At 44.7% G+C, this 23,289-nt stretch carries 13 protein-coding genes; 8 read left to right on the plus strand and 5 right to left on the minus strand.

From position 1 onward, the window contains the following. Window positions 1–11: 11 nt before the first annotated feature. From QT994_RS03810 to QT994_RS03825, 4 genes are all read left to right on the plus strand, one after another. The gene (locus QT994_RS03810; protein WP_333171908.1) at window positions 12–1,967 is read left to right on the plus strand and encodes a DUF3685 domain-containing protein; all 1,956 of its coding nucleotides are present in this window, start codon (window positions 12–14) and stop codon (window positions 1,965–1,967) included. 146 nt (window positions 1,968–2,113) lie between these two features. Then, on the plus strand, window positions 2,114–2,599 hold the full coding sequence (locus tag QT994_RS03815) for a CRR6 family NdhI maturation factor (RefSeq protein ID WP_333047144.1): 486 nt from the start codon (window positions 2,114–2,116) through the stop codon (window positions 2,597–2,599). Window positions 2,600–2,866: 267 nt separating this feature from the next. Next, window positions 2,867–4,399 carry an NAD(P)/FAD-dependent oxidoreductase gene (locus QT994_RS03820; protein ID WP_333171910.1) on the plus strand — a complete coding sequence of 511 codons (1,533 nt, stop codon included), beginning with the start codon at window positions 2,867–2,869 and terminating at the stop codon, window positions 4,397–4,399. Window positions 4,400–4,617: 218 nt separating this feature from the next. Beyond that, a complete protein-coding gene (locus QT994_RS03825; protein ID WP_333171912.1) occupies window positions 4,618–5,832 on the plus strand; it encodes an FAD-dependent oxidoreductase in 1,215 nt (404 codons plus the stop codon). Between the two features lie 146 nt (window positions 5,833–5,978). Here the strand turns inward: QT994_RS03825 and QT994_RS03830 are convergent, their stop codons facing one another. Next, complete coding sequence (locus tag QT994_RS03830) at window positions 5,979–6,851, minus strand: pentapeptide repeat-containing protein (RefSeq protein ID WP_333171914.1); 873 nt, start codon at window positions 6,849–6,851, stop codon at window positions 5,979–5,981. 1,125 nt (window positions 6,852–7,976) lie between these two features. Continuing rightward, window positions 7,977–8,654, minus strand: coding sequence for a 5'/3'-nucleotidase SurE (surE, locus tag QT994_RS03835; RefSeq protein ID WP_333171938.1), 678 nt, complete (start codon window positions 8,652–8,654; stop codon window positions 7,977–7,979). Between the two features lie 709 nt (window positions 8,655–9,363). On the opposite strand from surE, the gene QT994_RS03840 reads away from it, so the two are divergent. The 3 genes from QT994_RS03840 (at window position 9,364) to mscL (ending at window position 17,652) form a co-directional block, all read left to right on the plus strand. Then, window positions 9,364–14,655 carry an AAA family ATPase gene (locus QT994_RS03840; RefSeq protein WP_333171916.1) on the plus strand — a complete coding sequence of 1,764 codons (5,292 nt, stop codon included), beginning with the start codon at window positions 9,364–9,366 and terminating at the stop codon, window positions 14,653–14,655. Between the two features lie 336 nt (window positions 14,656–14,991). After that, window positions 14,992–16,422, plus strand: coding sequence for a DUF3370 domain-containing protein (locus tag QT994_RS03845; RefSeq protein ID WP_333171918.1), 1,431 nt, complete (start codon window positions 14,992–14,994; stop codon window positions 16,420–16,422). Window positions 16,423–17,214: 792 nt separating this feature from the next. Continuing rightward, window positions 17,215–17,652 carry a large conductance mechanosensitive channel protein MscL gene (gene mscL / locus QT994_RS03850; protein WP_194067975.1) on the plus strand — a complete coding sequence of 146 codons (438 nt, stop codon included), beginning with the start codon at window positions 17,215–17,217 and terminating at the stop codon, window positions 17,650–17,652. Window positions 17,653–18,259: 607 nt separating this feature from the next. Here mscL and QT994_RS03855 read toward each other — a convergent pair. The 3 genes from QT994_RS03855 to QT994_RS03865 all read right to left on the minus strand — a co-directional run bounded on the left by QT994_RS03855 (window position 18,260) and on the right by QT994_RS03865 (window position 22,270). Continuing rightward, window positions 18,260–19,555, minus strand: a complete 1,296-nt coding sequence (locus QT994_RS03855; protein ID WP_333171919.1) for a dihydrolipoamide acetyltransferase family protein — start codon at window positions 19,553–19,555, stop codon at window positions 18,260–18,262. A gap of 173 nt (window positions 19,556–19,728) precedes the next feature. Further along, window positions 19,729–20,169 (minus strand): YlqD family protein, encoded by a 441-nt coding sequence (locus QT994_RS03860; protein WP_333138001.1) that lies wholly within the window; start codon window positions 20,167–20,169, stop codon window positions 19,729–19,731. Between the two features lie 151 nt (window positions 20,170–20,320). Further along, complete coding sequence (locus QT994_RS03865) at window positions 20,321–22,270, minus strand: long-chain fatty acid--CoA ligase (protein ID WP_333171921.1); 1,950 nt, start codon at window positions 22,268–22,270, stop codon at window positions 20,321–20,323. Window positions 22,271–22,435: 165 nt separating this feature from the next. On the opposite strand from QT994_RS03865, the gene QT994_RS03870 reads away from it, so the two are divergent. Further along, a partial coding sequence (locus QT994_RS03870; RefSeq protein WP_333171923.1) for a leucine-rich repeat domain-containing protein occupies window positions 22,436–23,289 on the plus strand: 854 nt, incomplete at its 3' end.

Below are 23,289 nucleotides of genomic sequence, written 5' to 3' on the forward strand. Positions count from 1 at the left end.
TCTAAAATCAAGTGAGTAATTTGCAACTGCTGACGATCGATAGCGACCCCATTTTCCGGCTGGGGCTGCGAGTCGCTTGCGAGCAGTATCCAGACTTGCAAGTTGTCGCAGAGGTTTCAACGCGAAACGAGGCTTTGCGGGTTCTAGAAGCTCGCTCCCTCGGCTCTGAAACAGCCAAGAAGCCGGGAGATTTGGCAATTTTGGCTGTTGAGACCCTAAATTTGCGATCGGGTCAAACAGAGGCGCTGGCATTTTGTCGCGAACTCAAAAGTTTGTACCCCAACCTGCCCCTGTTGCTGCTAGGCGGGCCGCTGACACCGGAGTTGTTGGCGGATTTACAGGCGGCAGGCGCGAATGGGTATTCTCCTAAAGGTAGAGATATTTCTCTGACAATCGAAGCTGTTCGCGCGGTGGCATTTGGTCACACTTATTGGGCGACGGATGCGGCAGCTAACTCGGAAATAGAACTAAATGCAGCGGTGGTTCAAACCGTAGAAAACTCCGCAGCAATTGCAGATAAAAATGCAGATAATTCGACCGTTGATACGCCAGTACACAAAAAAATGCTGGCTTATTTTTGTCGTTCTGGACTACGGGAAATAGATGCAACTTTGGCGGTTGTCCAAGCTGATTTGCAAGAGTTCAGAGCCGCAGATGCGACGGATTTGCCCTCTATTTTAGATGGGGTTGTACTCAGCGGGCGCCGCAGAGAATTACTCGCAGCTCGTTGGATTGTCAGTCAGTTATTATTTGAAGGAAAAGGGGAGAAGGCAAAAGGAAGAAGGAAGAAGGAAGAAGGAAGAAGGAAGAAGGAAGAAGGAAGAAGGGAGAAGGCAGAGGCAGAAGGAAGACGGGAGAATTTGTTGAATAATTCTCTGTTGCAAGTAGCGAATTCTCAAGTTTCGGCGAATGATTTGGACGTGGCAACTAATTGGCAAAATAGCTTGTTTGACTCTGTGGCGACTAAATTCCAGTTTGAGTTGGTGAATTTGACTGGCTTGCCTTTGGAAATCGATATTTTGCGATCGCCCAAAAAGCGTGAATTGATGAGTTCCATCCTGCGGAAGTTAAAGGATTTGCTGGAGGAATTGCGCTTTTCGCAAGTACAGCAAACTCACTTGTCGCAAAAAATGCCTGCTATTTTACGGAATTTGTGGGAGGCGACAATCATAGATTTTTTTGGCAGATACTATACACTGCAAACGAAAGAAAATCTGGTTTTTGATGGCAGTCAAGCAAGCTTAAAACTGGAAGAAAGCCAAGGGGGAAGCGGTGCTTATCTCTTGGCTGGCAGGGGCGTAGAAGTAGTGCCGATGCTGCTGGCAGATGCTGATGTAGTTGCCGCAGAAATCCTTGACAAAATACCGATGACAGTTGATTTTTTTGCACATTTGCTATTTGAAATTCCTCTAACAGTTGACAATGTTTCTTGTGTTTCAGGCAGCCCGGAAGCAATGCAGCGAGCTGAAGCTTTGTTGGAAAATTTGGCAATACAAGTTGCTAGCGGAGTGGTACAGCCTCTACTAAATAATTTGGCAAATATTGAAGAAATTAAGCAAATTTTTTACGATGGGAAGTTGATTTCGACGCGAGAAATTGAGAGGTTTCGGAATAATTTGTCGTGGAGATATAGCTGGGATAGATATTTTGTGGAGCCGAAAGCGATTTTTGAAAGCAAGTTTTGGCTGTTTGTTTTGGGCGATTTGGGAATTAAGAGAATTTCTATTTATTCTCCGAGAAATCGGGAGTTAGCACAGCTTTCTGGGTGGCAGTTAGCCTTGACTTTGCTGCTGGAAACCAGGGATGCGATCGCACCTAGAGTTCGCGCGGTTATTTCGCTGTTGGGTGCTGCTGTTGTTTACGTTTTGACCCAGGTAATAGGGCGGGGAATTGGTTTGATCGGGCGGGGAATTATCCAGGGGATTGGTAATTCTTTGCAAGATACCAAGTTTGGGAAAAACGGGTAACAGGAAGTTTGGGAACGAAGCAGTATAAGGGGTTTAAGGGATTTACATTAATACATTAATCAGTCAAATTTGATAGAATTGGTGATGGGTGATTGGTAATTGGTGGTATTATAGATAGTAACTTAATGCTATAAGGTTGACTTTTTATGAGTATTATGATATCGATAGATGCCGATCGCATAAACAGTTTAGATTTGTCTCCGGTGCGGACTGTGATTGAAAAGTGGCTGGCAGAAGGAGCGATCGCCCACAACGAACAACAGCTACAATTTGAAATTGAGTATCCGCGCGAAGAGTTAGATCCGCGAGAAATCTCGGAAATTCCCGAAGTGCGGCTGTGGTTTATTCGCTTGGATGCTTGTTACCCTTGGCTGCCATTTTTGCTGGATTGGAAAGCGGGAGAATTGGCGCGCTATGCCGCGATGTTGGTGCCACACCAGTTCCACCGCACCCAAGGTATTCAGTACAATCCTGAAGCTTTGGAAATGTTTTTGATGAGCAAAATATTCGTGTTGACTGATTGGTTTAATCAGCAGGGAATTCCCAGTAAATCAAAGTTGATGGCGATGTCGCAGATGTTTGGTTATGATTTGGACGATGCTTTTTTTGATGTGATTGTGCCGCACAAATAAGCTGTAAGTAAGCCCACCTAAATTGTATTTTTTGGGCGGGCGGGACGCCCACCCCACAAGAATTCGCTCAAACTTGACTGTAAAATTTAGATGCTTCACCCTACTGTGGCGAGTAGGGGTTGGCTTCTAGCCCGCCCAAAAAGGCGTAAGGTACGCAGTGTGTACCCCACAAATAGCGTGGTAAGCCCTCTTCACAATTTTCTCAGAATTGAGAGCTAGTTTAAATAAACAACGATCGCCCCATTCAATCGATCGAGGAAATTTACCATGACAACAGATTACCTCATCGTCGGCAGTGGTTTATCAGCACTGGTTTTCGGAGCTTTGATGGCAAACTCCGGCAAAACCGTACACATCCTCGAAGCTCACGAGCATCCCGGAGGCTTTGGTCACACCTTTACGATGGCCAAAAAATACACCTTTAATGCCCAATTCCACTACGTTTGGGACTGCGGCGAAGGACATACAGTCAATCGAGTTCTCAAAAAACTCGGTCTCGATCAAGATGTCACCTTTGAGCGGTACGATCCGAATGGCTACGACCACATGAGAATGCCTGGGTACGCGCTAGATATACCCTCGGAACCAGAGGAACTGATCCGCAGATTGTCGGCGCTGTTCCCCGAAGCAGGCGAGAGAATTCGCCAATTCGTCAACGAAGTCGAGAAAACCGGCGAGGGACTCAGAAAACTCGCTCCTCCTGTAAAACCAATTGAATTGCTCAAAAACTTCGGTGACGTATTCTGTGCCGTCCAACACCTCAACAGTACACTTCAGGACGTTTTCGACAAGTTCCAACTCCCCCAAGCCGCCCAAACCTTATTAGCCCTGCAATGGCCGGACTTTTTGCTGCCCCCAAATCAGCTTTCTTTCTATGCTTGGATTGCCTTGTTTAGAGGCTATCAAGAAGGTGCATTTTACCCGACGCAGCATTTTGAAGATGTCATTAATTCTTTAGTTAAAGTCATTGAATCCAACGGGGGGAAAGTTTTATTAAACCATGAAGTCACTAATTTTAGGGTGACAAACAGAACAGTAACGGGAGTTGAAGCGATGGATTTGACTACCCATCAAACCCATGAATTCACGGGCGACACGGTGATTTGCAACCTTGACCCGAAAAGAGCGGCCAAGATGATTGGAGAGGAACTGTTCTCTAAAAAAGTACGACGGAAACTCAACTATGAGTATTCTGCATCTAACTACATGGTGTACTGCGTTGTCAAAGATATCGATCTCCGAGACTATGGATTTGGCAAGTGGAATACGTTTCATTCGGAACACTTGGATCTAAATGAAGCTTTTGCTCAAATGTATGACCAAAATGATTTTTCTCGTCCGAGTTTTGCAATTACAACGCCAACTTTACTCACGGAAGCGCGGCGGGATTGTCCAGAAGATTGTCAAATTGTGGAATTTCTGACTGTTGCTAATTACAGCTATTTTAAACAACTTTGGGAGAGCGATCGCAAAGCTTACAGACAGAAGAAACAAGAGATTCTCGACTCGATTTTAGATGTTGTGGAAAAACACTATGTTCCGAATTTCCGCAAACACATGGTTTTTCATGTTACCGGAAGTCCGACGACTAACGAGCGCTTCTGTTGGTGTCCTAACGGTAATTCCTACGGTTCCAGCCTGACGCCGCGCAACATGGGGGTCGATCGGCTAAATCATGAAACATCCCTCAACAATTTCTATTTCTGCAACGCCTCATCGGGCTATCCAGGCTTTGCGCCGACATTTTGGACGGGGGCGCTGCTTTATCAACGTTTATCCGGCGATGCGATTTTAGGCTAGGAGGAATTGGTTACGCGGCGATTGAAATCGCTACTACAGAAACGAAGTCTGCCTCCGCAGACTAAAAAATAAAAAGGGCATCACATCCAACCGGGCAACGAGAGAAAGCTAGAAAAACGTTCTTCTCCCCCCTTATTAAGGGGGGGATCGGATCGTCTCTCCAACAGCTCTTAAGCATTCGATGATTAATGTTCCATTCTATCAAGTAGGAGTGAACTATGAGAATTGCAATTGTTGGGGGCGGAGCGAGCGGTATGGCAGCAGCCTACTGGCTCGATAAACAGGGACATCACGTCACTGTGTTGGAAAGTCAGCCGATTTTAGGCGGACACATTCGGACACTTAACAAAAATGTTGCAGCCAATCAATCTGAGTGTAATGAAATATTAGAAAATGGGGTACTGGAATTTCCGACTGTGTTTTACAATTTCATGGCTTTTATGCAGGAGCTAGGCGTTGAATTAGAACCTGTGCAGATTGGTTCAGCGCTGTTTTTTAAAGATGGCACCCACTTTTTGTCTGCGGTTTCTATCCAAAAGAATTTCACCGGAATCCAACGCCTGATGGAGTATTTGCGACTGGATAGTCTCTACGCTCGTTCGGCTGGATTTATTTTAAAAATGCGGTTTGCTAAACAGCACGATTTCTACGATGTACCGCTTTCTGAGTCTTTGAAAAGCTCGTGCATCCGCAATTATTGGCTGAGATTGCTGACGATGTATAGCTACTCGATACCCTTTGAATTGCTCGACAATTTTCCGGCGGAATTAGCGATGCCTGTTCTACGCGAATATGCCTCGGTCAACTGGGTGAGGATTAAAGGCGGGGTGTATTCTTACATTCAAAAGATTTTGGAGCGGTTTAAGGGCGAGATACGGCTAAATGTAGAGATTGCCAATATTTTTAGAAGTGCTGATGCTGTAAAAATTGTGCTTTCTGATGGGGAAATCCAGGAATTTGATAAGGTGGTTTTTGCGATGCCACCAGATCAAGTTATGAGGCTATTGTCTGATCCGACGGATGCGGAAACAAAGCGGTTTTCGGGGTGGAAAGCCAATTATGCAACCACTGTACTGCATTCGGATACATCAATGTACGATCGCTACGGTATCCGCAAGTTATCAGAATTTGATTTTTTCGAGACGGACAAAGGGTGGGGCTATAATGCGAGCTTGAATCAGCTTTGCGGCATCTCCTCGCCACGAGAGTACAGTTTAGCTTTTCAACTGCAGGAGTCGATCGCCCAAAAGCACATTATTCACATTCAGAAACATCACACGCCACTCTACACTGTCGAGTCTTTTCGATATCGAGATGAAGTTATAGAGACTAATGGCGAGAACAACACTTATCATGCGGGAGCTTATTTGGGGGATGGTTTGCACGAAGGAGCCATTACCTCTGCTTTGCGAGTCTCGAAATTAATCGGGTGAGCTCAATTGTGATGCTACAAACTCTCGCAAATATCAGTAAATTTCTTGCCGGTGCAACACTCTCACAAAAGTAATGATGTCTGCATCAAAAGTTAAACCAATGCGAGAGTCGTCCACTCGGATGCGAAATTAATTTTTGGCGTTGCCTAAGCTGCTACACCACGGGCTGCTGTTAAGTAGACATCATTACTCAAAGATGGGGGAATTGTTGATCCGGCTAACTGAGTACCCTCAAAGTTGGCTCCCGTGAACGTTGCCCCGCTCAAGTCGGCTTCACTCAAGTCTGCATAGCACAGTCTAGCCCAATCGAGGTTTGCCTGCACCAAAGAAACTCCCACCAGATTTGCCCTGGTTAAATCGGCTCCCATCAACTGGACGCCCCGCAACTGAGCCCCGCTGAGATTGGCAGCTAACAAGTTCGAGCCTTCCAGGTTTACCCCGTTTAGTTTGGCTTCGCTCAGGTTGACGCCATTCAGATCCGTCCTGCTCAGGTCGATGCCATTGATGTAAGCTTTCCTGAGATAGATGCCTGTTAGTTGAGCGCCAAAAAGCTTTGCACCGCTGAGTTTTGCCCCTCCGCAGTTGGCCCAGTTGAGGTTGGCTCCGGTCAGGTTAGCGCCCCGCAGGTTGATGAACTGCAGGTCGGCTGTACATAAATTGGCGTTCCAGAGGATGGCGCTCCGCAGGTTGCTACCGATGAGTTGGGCGCCACTCAACTTGGCCCTGGGCAGTTTTGCTTTGACGAGGAAAGCTCCGCTGAGATTGGCTTTGGTAAGCTCTGCGTCCGCTAGTCTGGCTTGGCCCATTTTGGCAAAACTCAGATTTGCCCTGTAAAGGTTTGCGTCGTTAAGTTCTGCTTTGGTCAGATTGGCCCGACTCAGGTTAGCTCCCGACAGGTTAGCCCTCGAAAGGTTTACGCCAGCCAACATAGCTCCGCTGAGGTTTGCTCCGCTGAGGTTTGCGTCAGCAAAGTCTCTGTTTCCATTTTCGTACTCTTTGAGCAGCTCGGTTACTTCCATACGGGTCACATTCCTTATAGCGGAAATTTATCTAGAAATAAACACTCTTTATAAGTATTTTATCTCAAACGGAGCTGACTGGAGCGCACTTTCAAGAAAGCTGACAATTAAATTTATATTTATACATATACTTTGTGCTTTTTCCAGAGTCCCGACCGTTTTGAGGTCATAGTCTGAAACCCTTGATTTATCGTGGGTATCTAGTGTGCTTCGGCAAACGTTGCGATCGTACTGAACCCTGTGAAACCGTTATTCTCAGTAGGTAAGCCATCAAACACTGTCCGAAGTGTTAATCAATAGTTAAAATCAATATTCTTGTTGTCCACTCTGGCTAACAGCTTTTTTAAGCGGAGACTGCAAATTTGTTAGTTGTGTTTGCGTCAGGTGTCGCGAAGGCTGGCATGGTCATAGCTCCATATTTTATCTACTGTCATTTTTCAGGAAAATTAGATGTGGAACAACACCTTAATCAGCGATAATTTTTCTCTGTTGTCTCACAGCAGTTATACGATCGTGCTTTTCAATATTTCTTTGAGTCGAGCGGGCTGAAAAGTAATTTCAGACCTTGTACTTCTGAGGAATTTATCGATATGCCTAACGGTAGAGGGTAGACGTTCACAACCTAGCGGATAATATACTGCAGATGGTACAAAACTAAAAGCGAGTAGTATCTGTATAGGAGCACCCCCTCTACGGGCTGTTAGGCAAATGTGTCAATCTATGTTATGGTGAGTCAAAATTGAGGAACGATCATGTCAAAAGAAAGAAAAAGCAATAAAGAAGTCAAAAAGCCAAAGAAACAACCTGATGGTGTTGCTAAGCCGAAGGATGACAAAAAAAATTATGGTAGCACCGAGGGCCGCAAGTAGAGATAGCTGGCACTCTCTGAACTGTGATTAATTTTGTTTAAGTTTTATTAGTATCAATCCTGAATAAATTGCAATATCCTATTTTGGGATAATCCGAAAACAGGTTTATTATACCTAGGGTATATGCAGTCCTAAACCCAAAGTATAATGAAATCTGTTTTTAGCCATGAATATGAAACATTCTGTCGCCGATAGAATTTAAGACCGTCTATTTAGACTTTGTTGAATAAAAATATAGTTTGATCGCCCCAATCTCTCACAGCGATATCTCAGTCACCGCAATATTACCCTCAAAACACACGTCAACATCAGTGCCCGCCGCCCGATCGCGCGACCCATATTCTCCGGCATAATAAAAGTATTCTCCCTCCACCCGGTAAACCACAGGCAGTGGCTGCGTCGAAGGCTGGCAAAACACAATTTCCGGTTCCCCGCTTCCGGGGGCTAAATGCGGCAAATTCACATTCCAGAAATACCCAGACTTTGGTTCTCGGTTCAGCAAATCCGCCAACACCCGCGATGTCCAGCGAGTCGCGACATCCCAGTCTATTTCGAGCGGCCTTTTAATCCGGTGGGAAATTGCGATTCCCGGAATACCGTGCATGGCTGCTTCGCGCACAGCCGCAACCGTACCCGAAATATACACGTCAACCCCCAAATTGCCACCCGCGTTAATACCCGAAAGCACCCAATCCGGCTTCGCACAAACGTGATGAAGAGCGATGCGGACACAATCGGCCGGTGTTCCCCCTACAGCATACTCAAATTCCGATCGCCGATCGACATGAATCGGACTGTGAGCCGTCACCTGATGCCCGCAGCCCGACAATTGCCCCTGCGGAGCCACCATAATTGTTTTGCCGCTGACAGCCTGCAAAAGTGCCTGAATCCCCGGAGCGTCTATGCCGTCGTCGTTGGTTAAAATTATCGTCATTAAAAATGTGTCGGTTTTATAGAACCGATTTGAGAGCGCAGATGCTGGCAACCTTCTGGTAGCTTTAGCCCAAATTGGTTGTTGGTTAGTGGCGATCGTCAGTATGAGCATTGCCACACATTTATATCATGGCATTAATTGAACAGTTGTCCCAGAAATGTGGCGCGCCACATTTTAGCCCAGTCGCACCTTGATATGACAGCTAAAGCGACTTGTTACGCTTGCCCCAGTGCAGCATTCATGACATCAGTGTCGATGCAAACATCAATTAATCACATAATTTTTTCCTCGGCTCTCCCCGATGCTAGGTGTTAAAAGTAGGAGATGATACTAAGTATCTGAGACTGAACGTTGAAACCCTCGCTCCTGCTAAATTATTAGCTTGCGTTATCACCATAAGTATGAGAGAGCCGATAATAAGTTAATGTCGATTCCTATTGCGCTTTGAGGCAGGGGATGGGAGAATAGATATGAAATTCTTATCAAAGATAGTATCTAAGTTACAGTCCTCATTTCCCATTCATAAATCAAATACTTATCTACACTGTTACCATTATTACATTTTAACTCAGGATAGCCACATGAACTAACCCACTAAAAGCAATACCAAAGCAGGCTGTGCCTTTCCACAGTCGATTATGACCGCAAGTCAGGATGAACTGGATAACATCGATTTACAATAGTTAATGAAAAGGGTAAGGTGAAAAATATGATGGTTCTTTCGGGATACGAAATTATAGAAAAAATTTACGAAGGAGTAAGGACTATTGTATATAGAGCTAAAAAAGATGGTTACAGACAACCAGTTATCATTAAAATTATTAAATATGATTATCCTAGCCTTGAACAAATCACCAATTTAAGGCAAGAATTTATAATTACTCAAAATTTAGATTGTGAAGGAATTGTCAAAACTTACAACTTAGAAAATTATCACAATAGTTTAGCGCTGATATTAGAAGATTTTGGGGGTCTATCCCTCGATCATTTGATGGCAGCCAATAACCTGTCAATAACGGAGTTTCTGAGGGTAGCGATCGCTCTATCCGAAACTTTGATCTATCTCCATCAAGTACCGATCATTCACAAAGACATTAAGCCCTCAAATATCATTATCAATCCAGCGACCGGAAAAGTAAAACTGACTGACTTTAGTATTTCATCGCGCTTGGAATTGAAAAACCAAAGCATTAGCAATCCCAACTTGCTGGAAGGGACTCTCGCTTATATGTCACCCGAACAAACGGGGAGGATGAATCGAGCAATTGACTACCGCACCGACTTCTACTCTTTAGGAGTGACTTTCTATGAAATGCTGACCAACCAGTTGCCATTTACTACCACCGATCCGATGGAGTTGGTTTACTGTCATATTGCCAAACAACCCGTCCCACCTAAAGAGGTAGCAGAAATTCCTCAAGCGGTTTCAGATATTGTCATGAAACTGTTAGCAAAAAATGCGGAAGACCGATATCAAAGTGCAGCGGGATTAAAATTTGACCTGGAAACTTGTTTGCAGCAATTTCAGACAACTGGAAAGATTGAAAATTTTCCCATCGGTCAACGCGATCGCGGCAACCAATTACTCATTCCCCAGAAGCTTTATGGTAGAGAAACCGAAGTCCAAATTCTTCTAGATGCCTTTGGACGAGTCAGCCTCGGTGCTACCGAAATGATGTTAGTTTCCGGTTATTCCGGGATTGGTAAAACTTCAATCGTCAATGAAGTTCATAAACCAATTGTAGCAGCTAGGGGATATTTTATTGCGGGTAAGTTTGACCAGTTTAAGCGCAATATTCCCTATGCGGCGTTAATCCAAGCATTTCAAGAATTAGTTCGTCAGCTATTAACCGAAAGTTCTGAACAGATTGCTATTTGGAAAGAAAACTTATTAAATGCGCTAGATAATAACGGTCAAGTTATTATTGATGTTATCCCCGAAGTCGAACTAATTATCGGTAAACAGCTTGACGTTCCTCAACTGGGTTCATCGGAATCTCAAAACAGATTTAATCGCGTATTTCAACAATTTATTCGTGTTTTTTGTCAACCCGAACACCCGCTAGTCATATTCCTAGACGATTTACAGTGGGCAGATTCGGCATCTCTAAAGTTAATCCAACTCTTAGTAACTGACCCAGATAACAAATATTTGTTAACGATTGGAGCTTATCGAGATAACGAAGTCAGTCCCGTTCATCCTTTAATTCAGACAATAGAAAAAATTCAAAAAAATGAAACGGTGGTGAATAATATCACCATTCAGGCGCTGGCTTTGGATAGCGTCAACCAATTAATCGCCGACACTCTCGATGCCAGCGTAAATTCAGACAAAATAAAAGTTTTTTCAGAGTTACTTTTTAATAAAACCCAAGGGAATCCGTTTTTCTTAACCCAGCTACTCAAAACCCTGTATTCGGAAAATCTGCTGGTTTATCAGGTAGACACAGACCGCTGGGAGTGGGATATTCAACAAATACAAGCAATTGGCATCGCCGACTTCAATATCGTTGAACTGGTGGCTCGCAATATTCGCAAACTCCCTGACACAACCCAGAAATTATTAAAATTAGCCGCTTGTATCGGTAACCAATTTAACTTAGAAGTTTTATCAATTGTCAATGAAGAATCAAACATAGCGACGGCTGCTCATTTGTGGGAAGCACTGCAAGCGGGTTTGATTCTGCCGCTGTCTGAAAATTACAAAATTCCTCTACTCTTTGCCCAGGAAGAGTTGGCATCTATACGCGATATCAAAGTTGACTACAAATTTTTGCATGACCGCGTGCAGCAAGCTGCTTATTCTTTGATTCCAGAGTCAGAGAAAAAAGCCACTCACCTGAAAATTGGTCAACTGTTGCTGAATAATACAACAGAGCAAGAGCGAAAAGATAATATTTTTGCTCTGGTTAACCAACTGAATTTTGGCACAGATTTGCTAACTAATCAGTCAGAAAAAGATGAGTTGGCCCAATTAAACCTGATTGCTGGACAGAAAGCCAAGGCAGCTACTGCATATGAAGCCGCTGTTAATTATTTGAATGTAGGTATAGAACTCCTGAGTCAAGATAGCTGGGAAAGTAGATACGATCTGACATTTGATTTTTATCGGGAAGTGGCGGAAGCCGAATATCTCAATGCCAATTTAGAACGAGCAGTAATTTTGTGCGATAGCACTCTCAAAAAAGCCAAAACAGTCCTCGAAGAAGTCAACTTATATGTGCTGAAAATTAGGCTTGAACTGGCTAAAAACCAGATTAAATCTGCTTTAGATACTGGGCTACAAATCCTAGAAATACTGGGAGTGACAATATCTCAATTAGCCCCGCAAGAACTTAATATTGAGGAGTTAGCTACGCTGCCAAAAATGACCGATCCCTACAAGCTGGCGGGTATGGAGCTTTTAGTTCTAATTTTCCCACCAGCTTGCTTCGCAGAAAGCCCGCTATCGCTACCAATTCTATATACTATGATCGAACTTTCTCGTTACTATGGGAATTCGCCACAGTGTACTTTTGCCTATTCTATTTACGGAGCACTGGTGTCTTGGCTCATACCAGATATAGATTTTGCCTATCAACTTGGTAAACTTTCTTTACAAGTATTAGAGCAGTTAGATGCCAAAGAGTTTCGTTCTAAAATATTGGTTAATGTTTCCATCTGTATTACGCACTTCAAAAAGCATACTAGGGAAACTATAGAACCCCTTCGTCAAGCAATTAATAGCGGCTTAGAATTTGGAGATATAGAATATGCTTGTCATGCTGCTGATTACTACTGCGCTCATCTGTTTTTTAATGGCGATCATCTAGACTACGTGCAAGAACAACAAAAACACTATATTGATTTTGCCGATAATCTTTCCCAAGAATATCAGTTTTATCTGCTCAAAATAATTGGTCAATTAGTCGCAAATTTACGAGGCATAACAGATAATAGCCTGATTTTAACTGGTGAATTTTTGAATGAGGGAGAAGCTATTGCTTATTTGACAAAAATTAATAATTTAATGTCTTTATTTAGAGTGCTTTTTGCAAAAACCCTACTTTGCTATTTATTTAAAGATTATAAAAATGCTATAATTCATGCTAAAACAGCGTTAGAGAATTCAATGCTTGTTCAAGCTAATATTAGCTTTAATAACCATGTTTATTACTATTCTCTGGCTCTCTTAGCTCAGTATTTTCAGGAAAGTGAGGAAAAGCAGCAACAATACCTGAAACAAGTAGAAGAAAATCAGGAAAAGATGAAATATTGGGCTCAACATTGCCCAATGAATTACCAGCATGAGTATGACTTAGTAGAGGCAGAAAAAGCCCGCGTATTGGGGCAATCTTTCTCAGCAATGGAATATTACGACCGGGCGATAGATGGAGCCAAGGAAAATGGATATGTCCAGCACGAAGCCCTCGCCAATGAACTAGCAGCAGAATTTTATTTAACTTTAGGTCGTCAGAAAGTAGCGCGTACCTACCTGATTGACGCTTACTATGCTTATATTCGCTGGGGAGCAAAGGCAAAAGTTAAAGATTTAGAAGAGCGCTATTCTGAATTACTCGCACCAGTCGTCGGTAGGAAAAACAGCCCTCCGAGTCGAAGAGACGCAACGATTGTTCAGACCAGAAACACTATCACTTCTACCAGTTCAGGTGCTGCAAACGAGCTGGATTTATCAACAATTATCAAAGCCTCCCAAGCGCTCTCAGGGGAAGTTCATTTAGATAAGTTACTCTCGAATTTGATGCAAGTCTTGCTGGAAAACGCCGGAGCAGAAAAGTTTTATTTCATCATACCTGACCCAGCAGGTAAGTGGAAAATTGAAGCTCAATGTACGGGTGAACAATGTCAATTAATATCCAAGTCAGCGACTGAAAGTCAAGAGATTCCTATCTCGCTGGTTAATTATGTAGAACGCACGCAAGAAACTCTTGCGATCGATGATGCAACCACTGAAACTAGGTTTGCATCTGACCCGTATATTATTCAGCAGCGACCTAAATCTATCTTGTGTAGCCCCCTGATTAATCAAGGTAAGTTGGTGGGCATCTTATACCTAGAAAATAATTTAACAGCGGGAGCTTTTACGCGCGATCGCTTAGAAGTCCTCAACATCATTTCCGCCCAAGCTGCGATCTCCATCGAAAATGCCCGTCTCTATCAAACTTTAGAAGAAAAAGTGCAACAGCGCACCGCCCAACTCGCCCAAGCAAACCAGGAAATTAGCAGCCTCAATAACAAACTTAAAGCCGAAAACATCCGCCTCAGTGCTGAGTTAGAAGTCACGAAACGACTGCAACAAATGATCTTGCCCAAACAATCAGAACTAGATAAAATTAAAGGATTAGAAATAGCTGGATATATGCAACCTGCGGATGAAGTTGGCGGCGACTACTACGACGTGCTAACCCAAAATGATCAGGTAAAAATTAGCATCGGCGATGTTACGGGACATGGTTTAGAAAGTGGCGTATTAATGATTATGGCGCAAACCGCCGTCCGCACTCTCCAACAAATGAACGAAACCGATCCGGTGAAGTTTCTTGATGTGTTAAACCGCACCCTTTATGCCAATATCGAGCGCATCGACTCGTCTAAAAACATGACCTTGGCTTTGTTAGATTATCAAGATAGTAACTTTACCCTCAGCGGTCAACATGAAGAAATAATTGTAGTCCGTACTGATGGTAACATCGAACGAATCGATACAATGGAACTCGGCTTTCCTGTGGGATTAGAGGAAGATATTGCTGATTTTGTTTCCCAAGTTCAAGTGCATCTTAATCCAGGGGATGTAGTAGTGCTTTACACAGATGGAATTACCGAAGCTATAAATATAGATAAAGTGTATTACGGCATAGAAAGATTGTGCGAATTAACCAAAAAAAATCGCCACAAAACGGCTGAACAAATTCGACAAGCAGTAATCGATGATCTGCTGCAACATATTGACAAACATACAGTTTTTGACGACATTACGTTGGTAGTCATAAAACAGAAATAACGCAAGTTTGTAATTGGTAATTGGTAATTGGTAATTGGTAAATTGTTTGAGCGGCTGACGATCTAAACCGACTTCACGCCCAACAATTTTGGAAATGGTGCGCGGACTCAGGAAGGTGCGATCGAAAGCTGAGCGCCACGTCTGTGCTAAATTGGGCGATCGGCGAATTTACTGCAAACATCCACCTAAAATCCAAAATTCCTCAAACACATCAACCAACTTGTGGTAAAGTTTTGTGTCGATCGCCGGTTAGCCGAGCCCGCCCCTACGGGGGCTACGCCAACGAAGAGGATCGGCCAAATATCAATACAAGTTTAGTTAAACGCTCTTACAGCAATGTTTTTGCCACTTTTCCCCCTCGCTCAAACAATCGCCGCACCTCCCGCCCAACAACAACTGCTCATCCAGCCCGAAGTCCCCGTACCCGAAAACGAACTGGATTTGCCGCTGCCGCCAAGCAGCAGCCCGCTGAAAACCCTGACAGTGCCCCAGCAAGTGCGCGTTTTGCCGGGACAACTCGACAACATCCCGGTTTTCAACAGCAACAGCCCCGAAGTTGTGCAAACGGAAGGCATTTTGCTCTCCACATTTCCCCCGGAAGGAAAACAAGTACCTTCTGCACACTTAAACTTTCCCTTCAAAGGTCGATTTGATATCTTTGCCCACCACATCGCCAAAGCTAAAAATCGCGCCGAAACTCGCACCTTATTTCAAGGAATAATTGTCCACAATCCCAACTCCGAACCTGTTACTTTAAAAGTATTGCAAGGAGCGACTTATTTAACTCGGCCGGATGCCTTGTTTATCGATTTGCCGTCGTATTTAGAGAATCGATTTGGGACTGTGTTTGCAGGGCCTGGAAGCCGCATCACGAGCGATGTATTGCGGGGATACAGACAAAGCATTTTGCCTGCTGCGATCGAGATTCCGGCAAATCAGAGCCGAATGCTGATGAATTTGCCGATACCTGTGGGGAATGTCACACCTTCTTCCAATGGTCGATCGACTTTAATGCGAATGTCCAGCAGCAATTCGGTTTATGTAGCATCATTAGCAATGTTTGCTCCTAAAAGTCAAGGAGGAGTCGAGCAAGATCCGACTTTAGAACAGTGGGAAAATATTTTATATACCAAAGGTTTAGCGGGGCCGAGAGATTTAGCACCAACTCCCAGAGGCGAAAATCCGGTGCAAAAAATTTATGGGCGCGTGGCAGGAGTAGCTGAAGGTTCCCAGTGGCAAGCTAAAATTACGGACAATTCGAGAACCGATTATTTAACTATTCCCAAACGCGGCGAGTCATTTTCCTATGCTTTGAGCACAACGGACACGGGTACTTTTGGGACTGGCCAAGTTCAAAGCGCTAAAATGTTAGCTCGCTATCCCGATACTGCTTATTTTGCTCACGGTAATTACGGGATTCAATACAACTTAACTTTTCCGCTTTATAACAAATCTCGCGAGTCTCAATCTGTTAGCATTAAAATGCAAACACCGATTAAAGCAAATACAGAATCGGGGGGATTGATGTTTTATGACCCTCCTGAAAATCGGATATTTTTCCGAGGTACGGTGCGGGTGATGTTTAAGGATGATACGGGCAAGACTTTGACGCGCTACATTCACATTGTGCAGCGGCGGGGACAGCAGGGGGAACCTTTGGTGAATGTGAATATGAAGCCGGGGGAACGCCGTTTGGTGCAGGTGGATTTCTTGTATCCGCCGGATGCGACGCCGCCGCAAGTTTTGACAGTGCGATCGAGTAATTAGTTTGTAGTCAGTAGTCAAAGGTTTGTAGTGAGGACTTTAGTCCGCATCAAGAAAAACTAAAATGTAGTCCATTTGGCTTTTTTTACCTGCTCACGCACTTGCCCATGTAGCACTCTCATCAGCTCTTCTATCACTCCCTGTGTTCGCCACTGCAAGTAAAGCCAATATACGGCCATTGTAAGGGGGCCAATCCTTGGGTAGGTCTTACCAATTGCAGCCATTTTTTAGTTGATAGAAGATTCCATCTAAGATTTCTCTTTTTGTCCAGTTACATGGTTTTAGTTAGCTTCTTCCTGGGCAATATCTCATGTAGTATGGGTTCAATTATTTCCCATTCTGAATCCGTTAGACTGCTACAATAAGGCATGGCTGCTGCTGGATAATGCTTTTGCGGTCACGTATAACAGCGTAAAAGATGTCAAACGGGTTTTATAGAGGCTCAAAACCTTTGCACCTTGGTTGTTCGTCTCTGGCTAAATTTGGGAATTCACCAATAAACCTACTATTTTTCAAGCTGTGTAGCCTCGTTTTTCCACTGCGTACACTTTTTCAGCAAGCCCTAAGTAGAAATCATTGACAAACGTCTTCAGATGAAACCCTTGCCTGACAAGGCTTTCAGAGATAGCGTGAAAAGTAAGGACAACATCCGTTGCACCAAAAAGTCGCGCCACTCCGTTCTTAGATTGAACCCGATCGCCTTTGACCAGTTTGTTTCGTTTAAAATATAATAAAGTTTTTCCTGAATCATGAGAAAATAAATTTTACTGGCCTATCTATAGGGGAACATCCATCATGGCAAGAAGTAGTAGCGGATTTTGGAGCGATTTCTGGAAGTTTTTAGTTCAGGGAAATGTCCTTGAACTGGCAGTTGCCGTCATCATTGGTGGAGCCTTTGGAAAAATCATTGATTCTTTAGTCAAAGATATTATTACTCCCATTCTTCTTAATCCTGCTTTAACGGCTGCAGGAGCTAAAGACCTGGAAAGTTGGGCACCAGGAGGTATAAAATGGGGTGTTTTCCTGGCATCTGTAATTAGTTTTGTGATTATCGCCTTTGTTATTTTTCTATTACTCCGAAGCGTAGAATCTGCAAAAAAAAGATTAATTCGTCGGCAAGCAGCAGAAGCAGAAGCAGAAGTTGCACTTGTTGATGCTGCTACTCTCAACCAGGAAAAGATGACAGAAGTTTTAGAACGCTTAGCAAAAGCATTGGAATCGCGTGGTATTTAGAGCCTACGTAAGTAACCAAACGAAATTAATTAGATAAAGACTCTTTACGTTGTAAGGCTTTCAGGGGATATTTTGTGTGATTAATTTTGTACAACTACTTAATACTTGATTTTTAGGGGATGCAGGCAAAAGTTTAGGCTGTTATCCCCTTTTTTGCACACTCACACTAAAGATATTTCAAAAGCCTTCTTTGCGATTTCGTAACCGGCATCCTGAATCTAAAGTTTGGTGGTGATAAACAGTATTTTTCATAATTTTTCTTTTACGTGTTTCCAAATTGCGTGCTTTTTTAACGCTGAGAAATTACACGTTATTAACGTTCAATTTGGAGATGATTTCTTTATTATCGAGGGTATGGCTGTAGGCATAGTTCAGGCCTATAGAACCCATTTGACATCTATTCCAGACTTATTACCACAACTAGGTTTGGGGCGAATCAGTAGAATCCTAAATTTAGGCTAGAATAGTTGCCCTGTAAGGATTTTACAAAAGATGTCAAATGGGTTCTATAATAATAAAAATCCTTTTTGCAATACTGAGATGTTCCCAACTGAAGTCCTGACTACGAACCTCAGAGTAAGGTTTGTAGTCAGGACTTTAGTCCTAATTAAAGTGTCAAAGATTGAGGATTTGTCTCAATCAATTTAGCTAAATCTTGCAAGAAAGATGCAGCGTCAGCACCGTAAATAATCCGGTGATCGCAAGTAATATTCACCTGCATTTGGCGCTTCACTCCCATCAAACCATCCTCGTTTGCTACTACTTGCGGCCGCGAAGAACCGATCGCCAAAATCGAGCCTTGATTCGGGGGTAAAATCGCGTCAAACTTATCTACACCAAACATTCCCAAATTGGAAAGAGTGAAAGTTCCCGTGCTGTACTCATCAGGCTTCAACTGCTTGGTGCGGGCGCGATCGACTAAATCCTTCCAAGTGCGCGAGAGCGAATAAATATCGAGGCGATCGGCATTTTGCAACACCGGCGTAATCAAACCGCCGCCATCCATCGCCACCGCTACCGCCACATTAATATCAGCGCGGTATTGAATTCCCGACTCCACATAAGAAGCATTCAGCAGAGGATGTTTTTGTAAAGTTACTGCTACAGCCTTCGCCAGCATAGCCGTCATCGTGACGCCCTTCGACTTAATTTGTTTGTAGAGTTTGTCGAGATTATCAGTAGTAATTGTGTAACCCACGCGGAAAGACGGCACGCTCAAACTTGCTTCCATATTCCGCACCACCGCATTTTGCAGCGCATTCATCGGTACTCTTTGGCCCGAAAGTGCGATCGCGGGGACTGGTACGGGTGCAGGTTTGGCTGCTGCGGGGGCGGGTACGGGTGCTGTGGGTGCTGGTGCTGCGGGGACTGTTACGGCTTGCTGAACCGGAGCGGGTTGGGCTTTGCCGGCTGCTGCTTCTACATCCTCTGCGACAATGCGACCGTTGGGCCCGCTGCCTTTGATAGAATTCAAATCTACTTTAAACTCTTTGGCTAATTTGCGAGCGCGGGGAGAAACGACGCTGCGGCCGTTTTGGCGACTAACATTTTGCTGCAAACCTGCTGACGATGTAGCTGCGCTCACAGGAGCGGGGCTGGGAGCAGGGGCTGCTGCTGCGGTTGGGGCGGCGGCTCCTTGCTGCTGAGCTACGGCGATTTCGGCTTCTGTTTCTGCTACCAGAGCGATTGCCGCTCCCACGGGAGCAACTTCGCCCGCAGCTACGATAATTATTGCTAAATAACCTTCGTAGAAAGACTCCACGTCCATGTCGGCTTTGTCGGATTCAACCACTACCACCGTTTCGCCTTTTTCTACTTTGTCTCCGGCTGATTTGACCCAGGAAACAATTTTGCCCTCTGTCATGGTAGAACTCAGGGCTGGCATGAAAACTTCGCGAATCATCTGTAAAAAGTCCTTTTGTGTTGGTAATAGGTAATCGGTATTTGGCAATTGATCATTGGCTATCGGCCACCGGCAATACTTATTATTATGCCAGTCTCTCGCATTCTTGATGTGTGACTGTTGACTCAAAATCTATTGCCAATTACCGATCGCCAATTACCACTTACCAATTTCTAAATATCACCTCGAATTTCTTCGACTATACCGTCGCGGAGGAGAATTTCTACTTGCATTTTTTGAATCAAGTTTTCTCCGAGCCCGACAGTGAATGTGCCGTCAATTTGACCTTGACTCACTTCTTGTTCCAGGTCTAGCACCTGCACTTGCTGAAGCTGTTGCAGGTTTTGGTTTTTCTGTTCTAGCAGTTCGCTTTTTCTTTGATTCACCTGCACTTGAATGTTTTCTATTTGCTGCTGTACTTGCGGGCCTGGGGGCTGTAGATTTTGCTGTTTGATTTCTGAAATCATCCGCTGCCCTTGCATTTCTAACTGTTGTAGCTGAGAGTCTATTTGGTTGATTTGGGCTTGGAGTTGCTGTTGAGCTTCTTCTTTCCAGCGGGGAGTAACGACGACTTTAACGTTAATCGATCGCTTCAAGAGTAATTGTGGTTCCATAAAGTTGTTGCTTGTCAATTAGGAATTAGGCATTAGTCCTGGGCCATTAGTTGGTAAATATGAACTAATGGTCCAGGACTGAGGACTCGGACTCGGGACTCGGGTGTTGGGATAATTTTTTCTTTTCCATTCCCCAAGTCCTGCGAATATTTCAAAACATCCCGTCAATCATATCGCGGTAGTGTTGCGTCACAACCGGGCGCTTAATTTTCAGGGTCTGGGTCAACATTCCATTTTCGATCGAAAATGGCTCCTGAATCAACCGGAACGGGCCGATGCGATCGTCCGCGCGGTATCCAGGGCGATTTTGCACCTCTCGGGTCAATTCTTTGCGGAATAAGTCTTGAATTGTCTTGCTATTCCAGTCAATTTCGTGTAATGGGGGATTCTGAGTTTCTGCCCATTTCTGCACGGCTTCTTCATTAGGGACAATTAACGCGCCGACGGATCTCTGGTCTTGACCTACTAGCATAATTTGGTCGATGTAGGGGCTGCGGACGCAGGCGTCTTCTATGGGCTGGGGTTCGATGTTTTCGCCGTTGCTGAGGACGATCGTATCTTTGGCCCGCCCGGTCAAGATTAAATCGTTTCCCGGTGTCAGCCAGCCCAAATCGCCCGTGTCGAACCAGCCTTCGGAGTCTATGGCTTTGGCAGTCGCTTGGGGATTGAGATAATAACCTGCCATGATTTGCGGCCCGCGGCCCAATACCAAGCCGCGCTGGCCTGTGGGCAGTTGCTGTCTGGTTTCTGGGTCTACAATTTTAATTTCCGTATGGGCGATCGGCTGTCCTGCGGAACCTTTAAGATTGTGCCAAGGGCGACGCACAGTTAAAACCGGCGAAGTTTCGGTTAAACCGTATCCCACCAACAAGCCGATATTCGCTATTTCAAAGAAATTGTCTAAATGCGTTGCCAAAGAACCGCCACCGCTAATCGCCCACTTAAAACGTCCTCCCGTAGCTTCCCTGACTTTTTGATAAACCAATTTTTCGGCGAGGGCGTGTACCGGCGACAACAGAATGGTTTTGGTGCGGGCGATTAATTTTTCGGAAGCAGAAGCCGGTTTCAAACTAAGAGTTAATCCTTGGAAAATGCGGCGGTTCTCGATGTATTGCTGGCTGGAAGATAACAGAAAATTCACCAATTTTTGTTTGTTAGGCGGCTGTTCCCGAAACTGCTTTTGTACGGCCTCATAAATCGATTCCCAGATGCGCGGAACACTGACCATGTACTGGGGTTTGCAAGTTTTAAAGTCTTGTTTGAAATAGCGAATATTGGTGTAAATTTGGGTGCATCCCTGGGAAAGCAGGAAGTATTCGACGCTGCGTTCGTAGGCGTGCCAACTGGGCAGGATGCTGAGTGCAGAGTCGCCCGGTTCGGGCTGGAGAATTGTGCCGAAGGTGGTGACTTGGTGCAGGAGGTTGCTGTGGGTCAGCATGACACCTTTTGGTTTGCCTGTGGTGCCGCTGGTGTAGAGGAGGGTGGCGAGGGTTTGAGGCTTGTAGTTGGAGGGTTTGAGGGGACGGTTGGCCCCTGTGGTCATGACTTGGGAAAATTTGACTGTGCTTAGGGTTTGGCTGGTTTCCGGTTCTTCGTCGGAGAGGAGGACGATGAGTTGAATGGGCAAATCCGGGAGGCGGTGTTGCAGTTTTTTGAGTAATGCGAGGTTTTCGACTACCACGGCTGTGCTGCCGCTGTCTTGAATGATGTACAGGAGTTCTTCGGGGTCGGCGGTGGCGCCTCGAACAACGTTCGCGGCCCCGGCCATCATGATACCTTGGTCGGCTATCAGCCAGCGGGGGCTGTTGTCTGCGAAGAGGGCGACGCGGGGAGGGACTGCTTCTTCGGGATTTGGTTCGATGCCGAGGGCTTGGAGGCCAGCGGCGAATTGCTGGATTTGCTGGTAGAGGTCGGTGTAGGTGAGTTTGATTTCTGGCTTGCTGTGGGGGTCGTGGAGGGCGACGGTTTGACCGAATTTTTGTTTGACGATCGCCCAAATTTCGGGTACTGATTGGATGGAACTGTAATCGATCAGGCGGCTGAGGTTAGCGCGATCGCGATCGGTCATTTGAGATGATGTGTAAGATGCTGGGCCGTTCATAGGGTATTTTCCTCAGTTTATGGAGATAAAATTATTGGCTATAAGTTTAAGATCGCAGTTATTTTACAACTTTATGGCAGTATCGTGACAGTTTGCCAACCTGCCATTGTCTATTTAAAAAATTAGGGATGCAAGATGATGAAAATTATAGTTGCACAGAAACAGATGAATTTACCAAGATTGATAGTATTTGCTTTGAGTGCGATCGTACTAGCATTATCTGGAAATCTACTTGGAGCCGAAGTTGCACAGACGCAACCGGGAAATAGTAGACGAACATTTGCCGATTGGTGTCGCCAAAAAGCTTCTTTGAGTCCTGAAACTAAACATACTGTTGATGTGCTGTTGCAGAAAGCTGAGACTACTGAGTGCGATGCAGCCGATCGGAAACTTTCGAGTCTCACGGGACTCAGACTCATTGACAATAAAATCAGCGACATCAAACCGCTAGCATCTTTGACTAAACTGACTGCGCTCGAACTCTGGAACAATCAAATTAGTGATCTCAAACCGCTAGCATCCGTGACTACATTGACTCGGCTCTACCTCCACAACAATCAAATCAAGGACATCAAACCGCTAGCATCCTTGACTCACCTGACCGATCTCTTCCTCTACAACAATCAAATCAAGGACATCAAACCGCTAGCATCCTTGACTCACCTGACTAGGCTCTTCCTCTACAACAATCAAATCAGGGACATCAAACCGCTAGCATCCTTGACTCACCTGACTGATCTCCACCTCCTCAAAAATCAAATCAGCGATATCAAACCGCTAGCATCCTTGACTCACCTGACTGATCTCGGCCTCGGCGAAAATCAAATCAACGACATCAAACCGCTAGCATCCTTGACTAACCTGGCTACGCTCGGCCTCAACAACAATCAAATCAACGACATCAAACCGCTAGCATCCTTGACTAACCTGACTGGGCTCGGTCTCGGCGAAAATCAAATCAACGACATTAAACCGCTAGCATCCTTGACTAACCTGATTATTCTCGACCTCGAAAACAA

The organism is Microcoleus sp. S13_B4, from assembly GCF_036700885.1.
In the GTDB taxonomy this organism is placed as follows: Bacteria; Cyanobacteriota; Cyanobacteriia; order Cyanobacteriales; family Microcoleaceae; genus Microcoleus.

Excerpts from the sequence above, each read along its gene's own strand:
- QT994_RS03815 (WP_333047144.1), top strand. The coding sequence starts at position 2,114 with ATGAGTATTATGATATCGATAGATGCCGATCGCATAAACAGTTTAGAT.
- QT994_RS03820 (WP_333171910.1), top strand. The coding sequence starts at position 2,867 with ATGACAACAGATTACCTCATCGTCGGCAGTGGTTTATCAGCACTGGTT.
- QT994_RS03825 (WP_333171912.1), top strand. The coding sequence starts at position 4,618 with ATGAGAATTGCAATTGTTGGGGGCGGAGCGAGCGGTATGGCAGCAGCC.
- QT994_RS03830 (WP_333171914.1), bottom strand. The coding sequence starts at position 6,851 with ATGGAAGTAACCGAGCTGCTCAAAGAGTACGAAAATGGAAACAGAGAC.
- surE (WP_333171938.1), bottom strand. The coding sequence starts at position 8,654 with ATGACGATAATTTTAACCAACGACGACGGCATAGACGCTCCGGGGATT.
- QT994_RS03840 (WP_333171916.1), top strand. The coding sequence starts at position 9,364 with ATGATGGTTCTTTCGGGATACGAAATTATAGAAAAAATTTACGAAGGA.
- QT994_RS03845 (WP_333171918.1), top strand. The coding sequence starts at position 14,992 with ATGTTTTTGCCACTTTTCCCCCTCGCTCAAACAATCGCCGCACCTCCC.
- mscL (WP_194067975.1), top strand. The coding sequence starts at position 17,215 with ATGGCAAGAAGTAGTAGCGGATTTTGGAGCGATTTCTGGAAGTTTTTA.
- QT994_RS03855 (WP_333171919.1), bottom strand. The coding sequence starts at position 19,555 with ATGATTCGCGAAGTTTTCATGCCAGCCCTGAGTTCTACCATGACAGAG.
- QT994_RS03860 (WP_333138001.1), bottom strand. The coding sequence starts at position 20,169 with ATGGAACCACAATTACTCTTGAAGCGATCGATTAACGTTAAAGTCGTC.
- QT994_RS03865 (WP_333171921.1), bottom strand. The coding sequence starts at position 22,270 with ATGAACGGCCCAGCATCTTACACATCATCTCAAATGACCGATCGCGAT.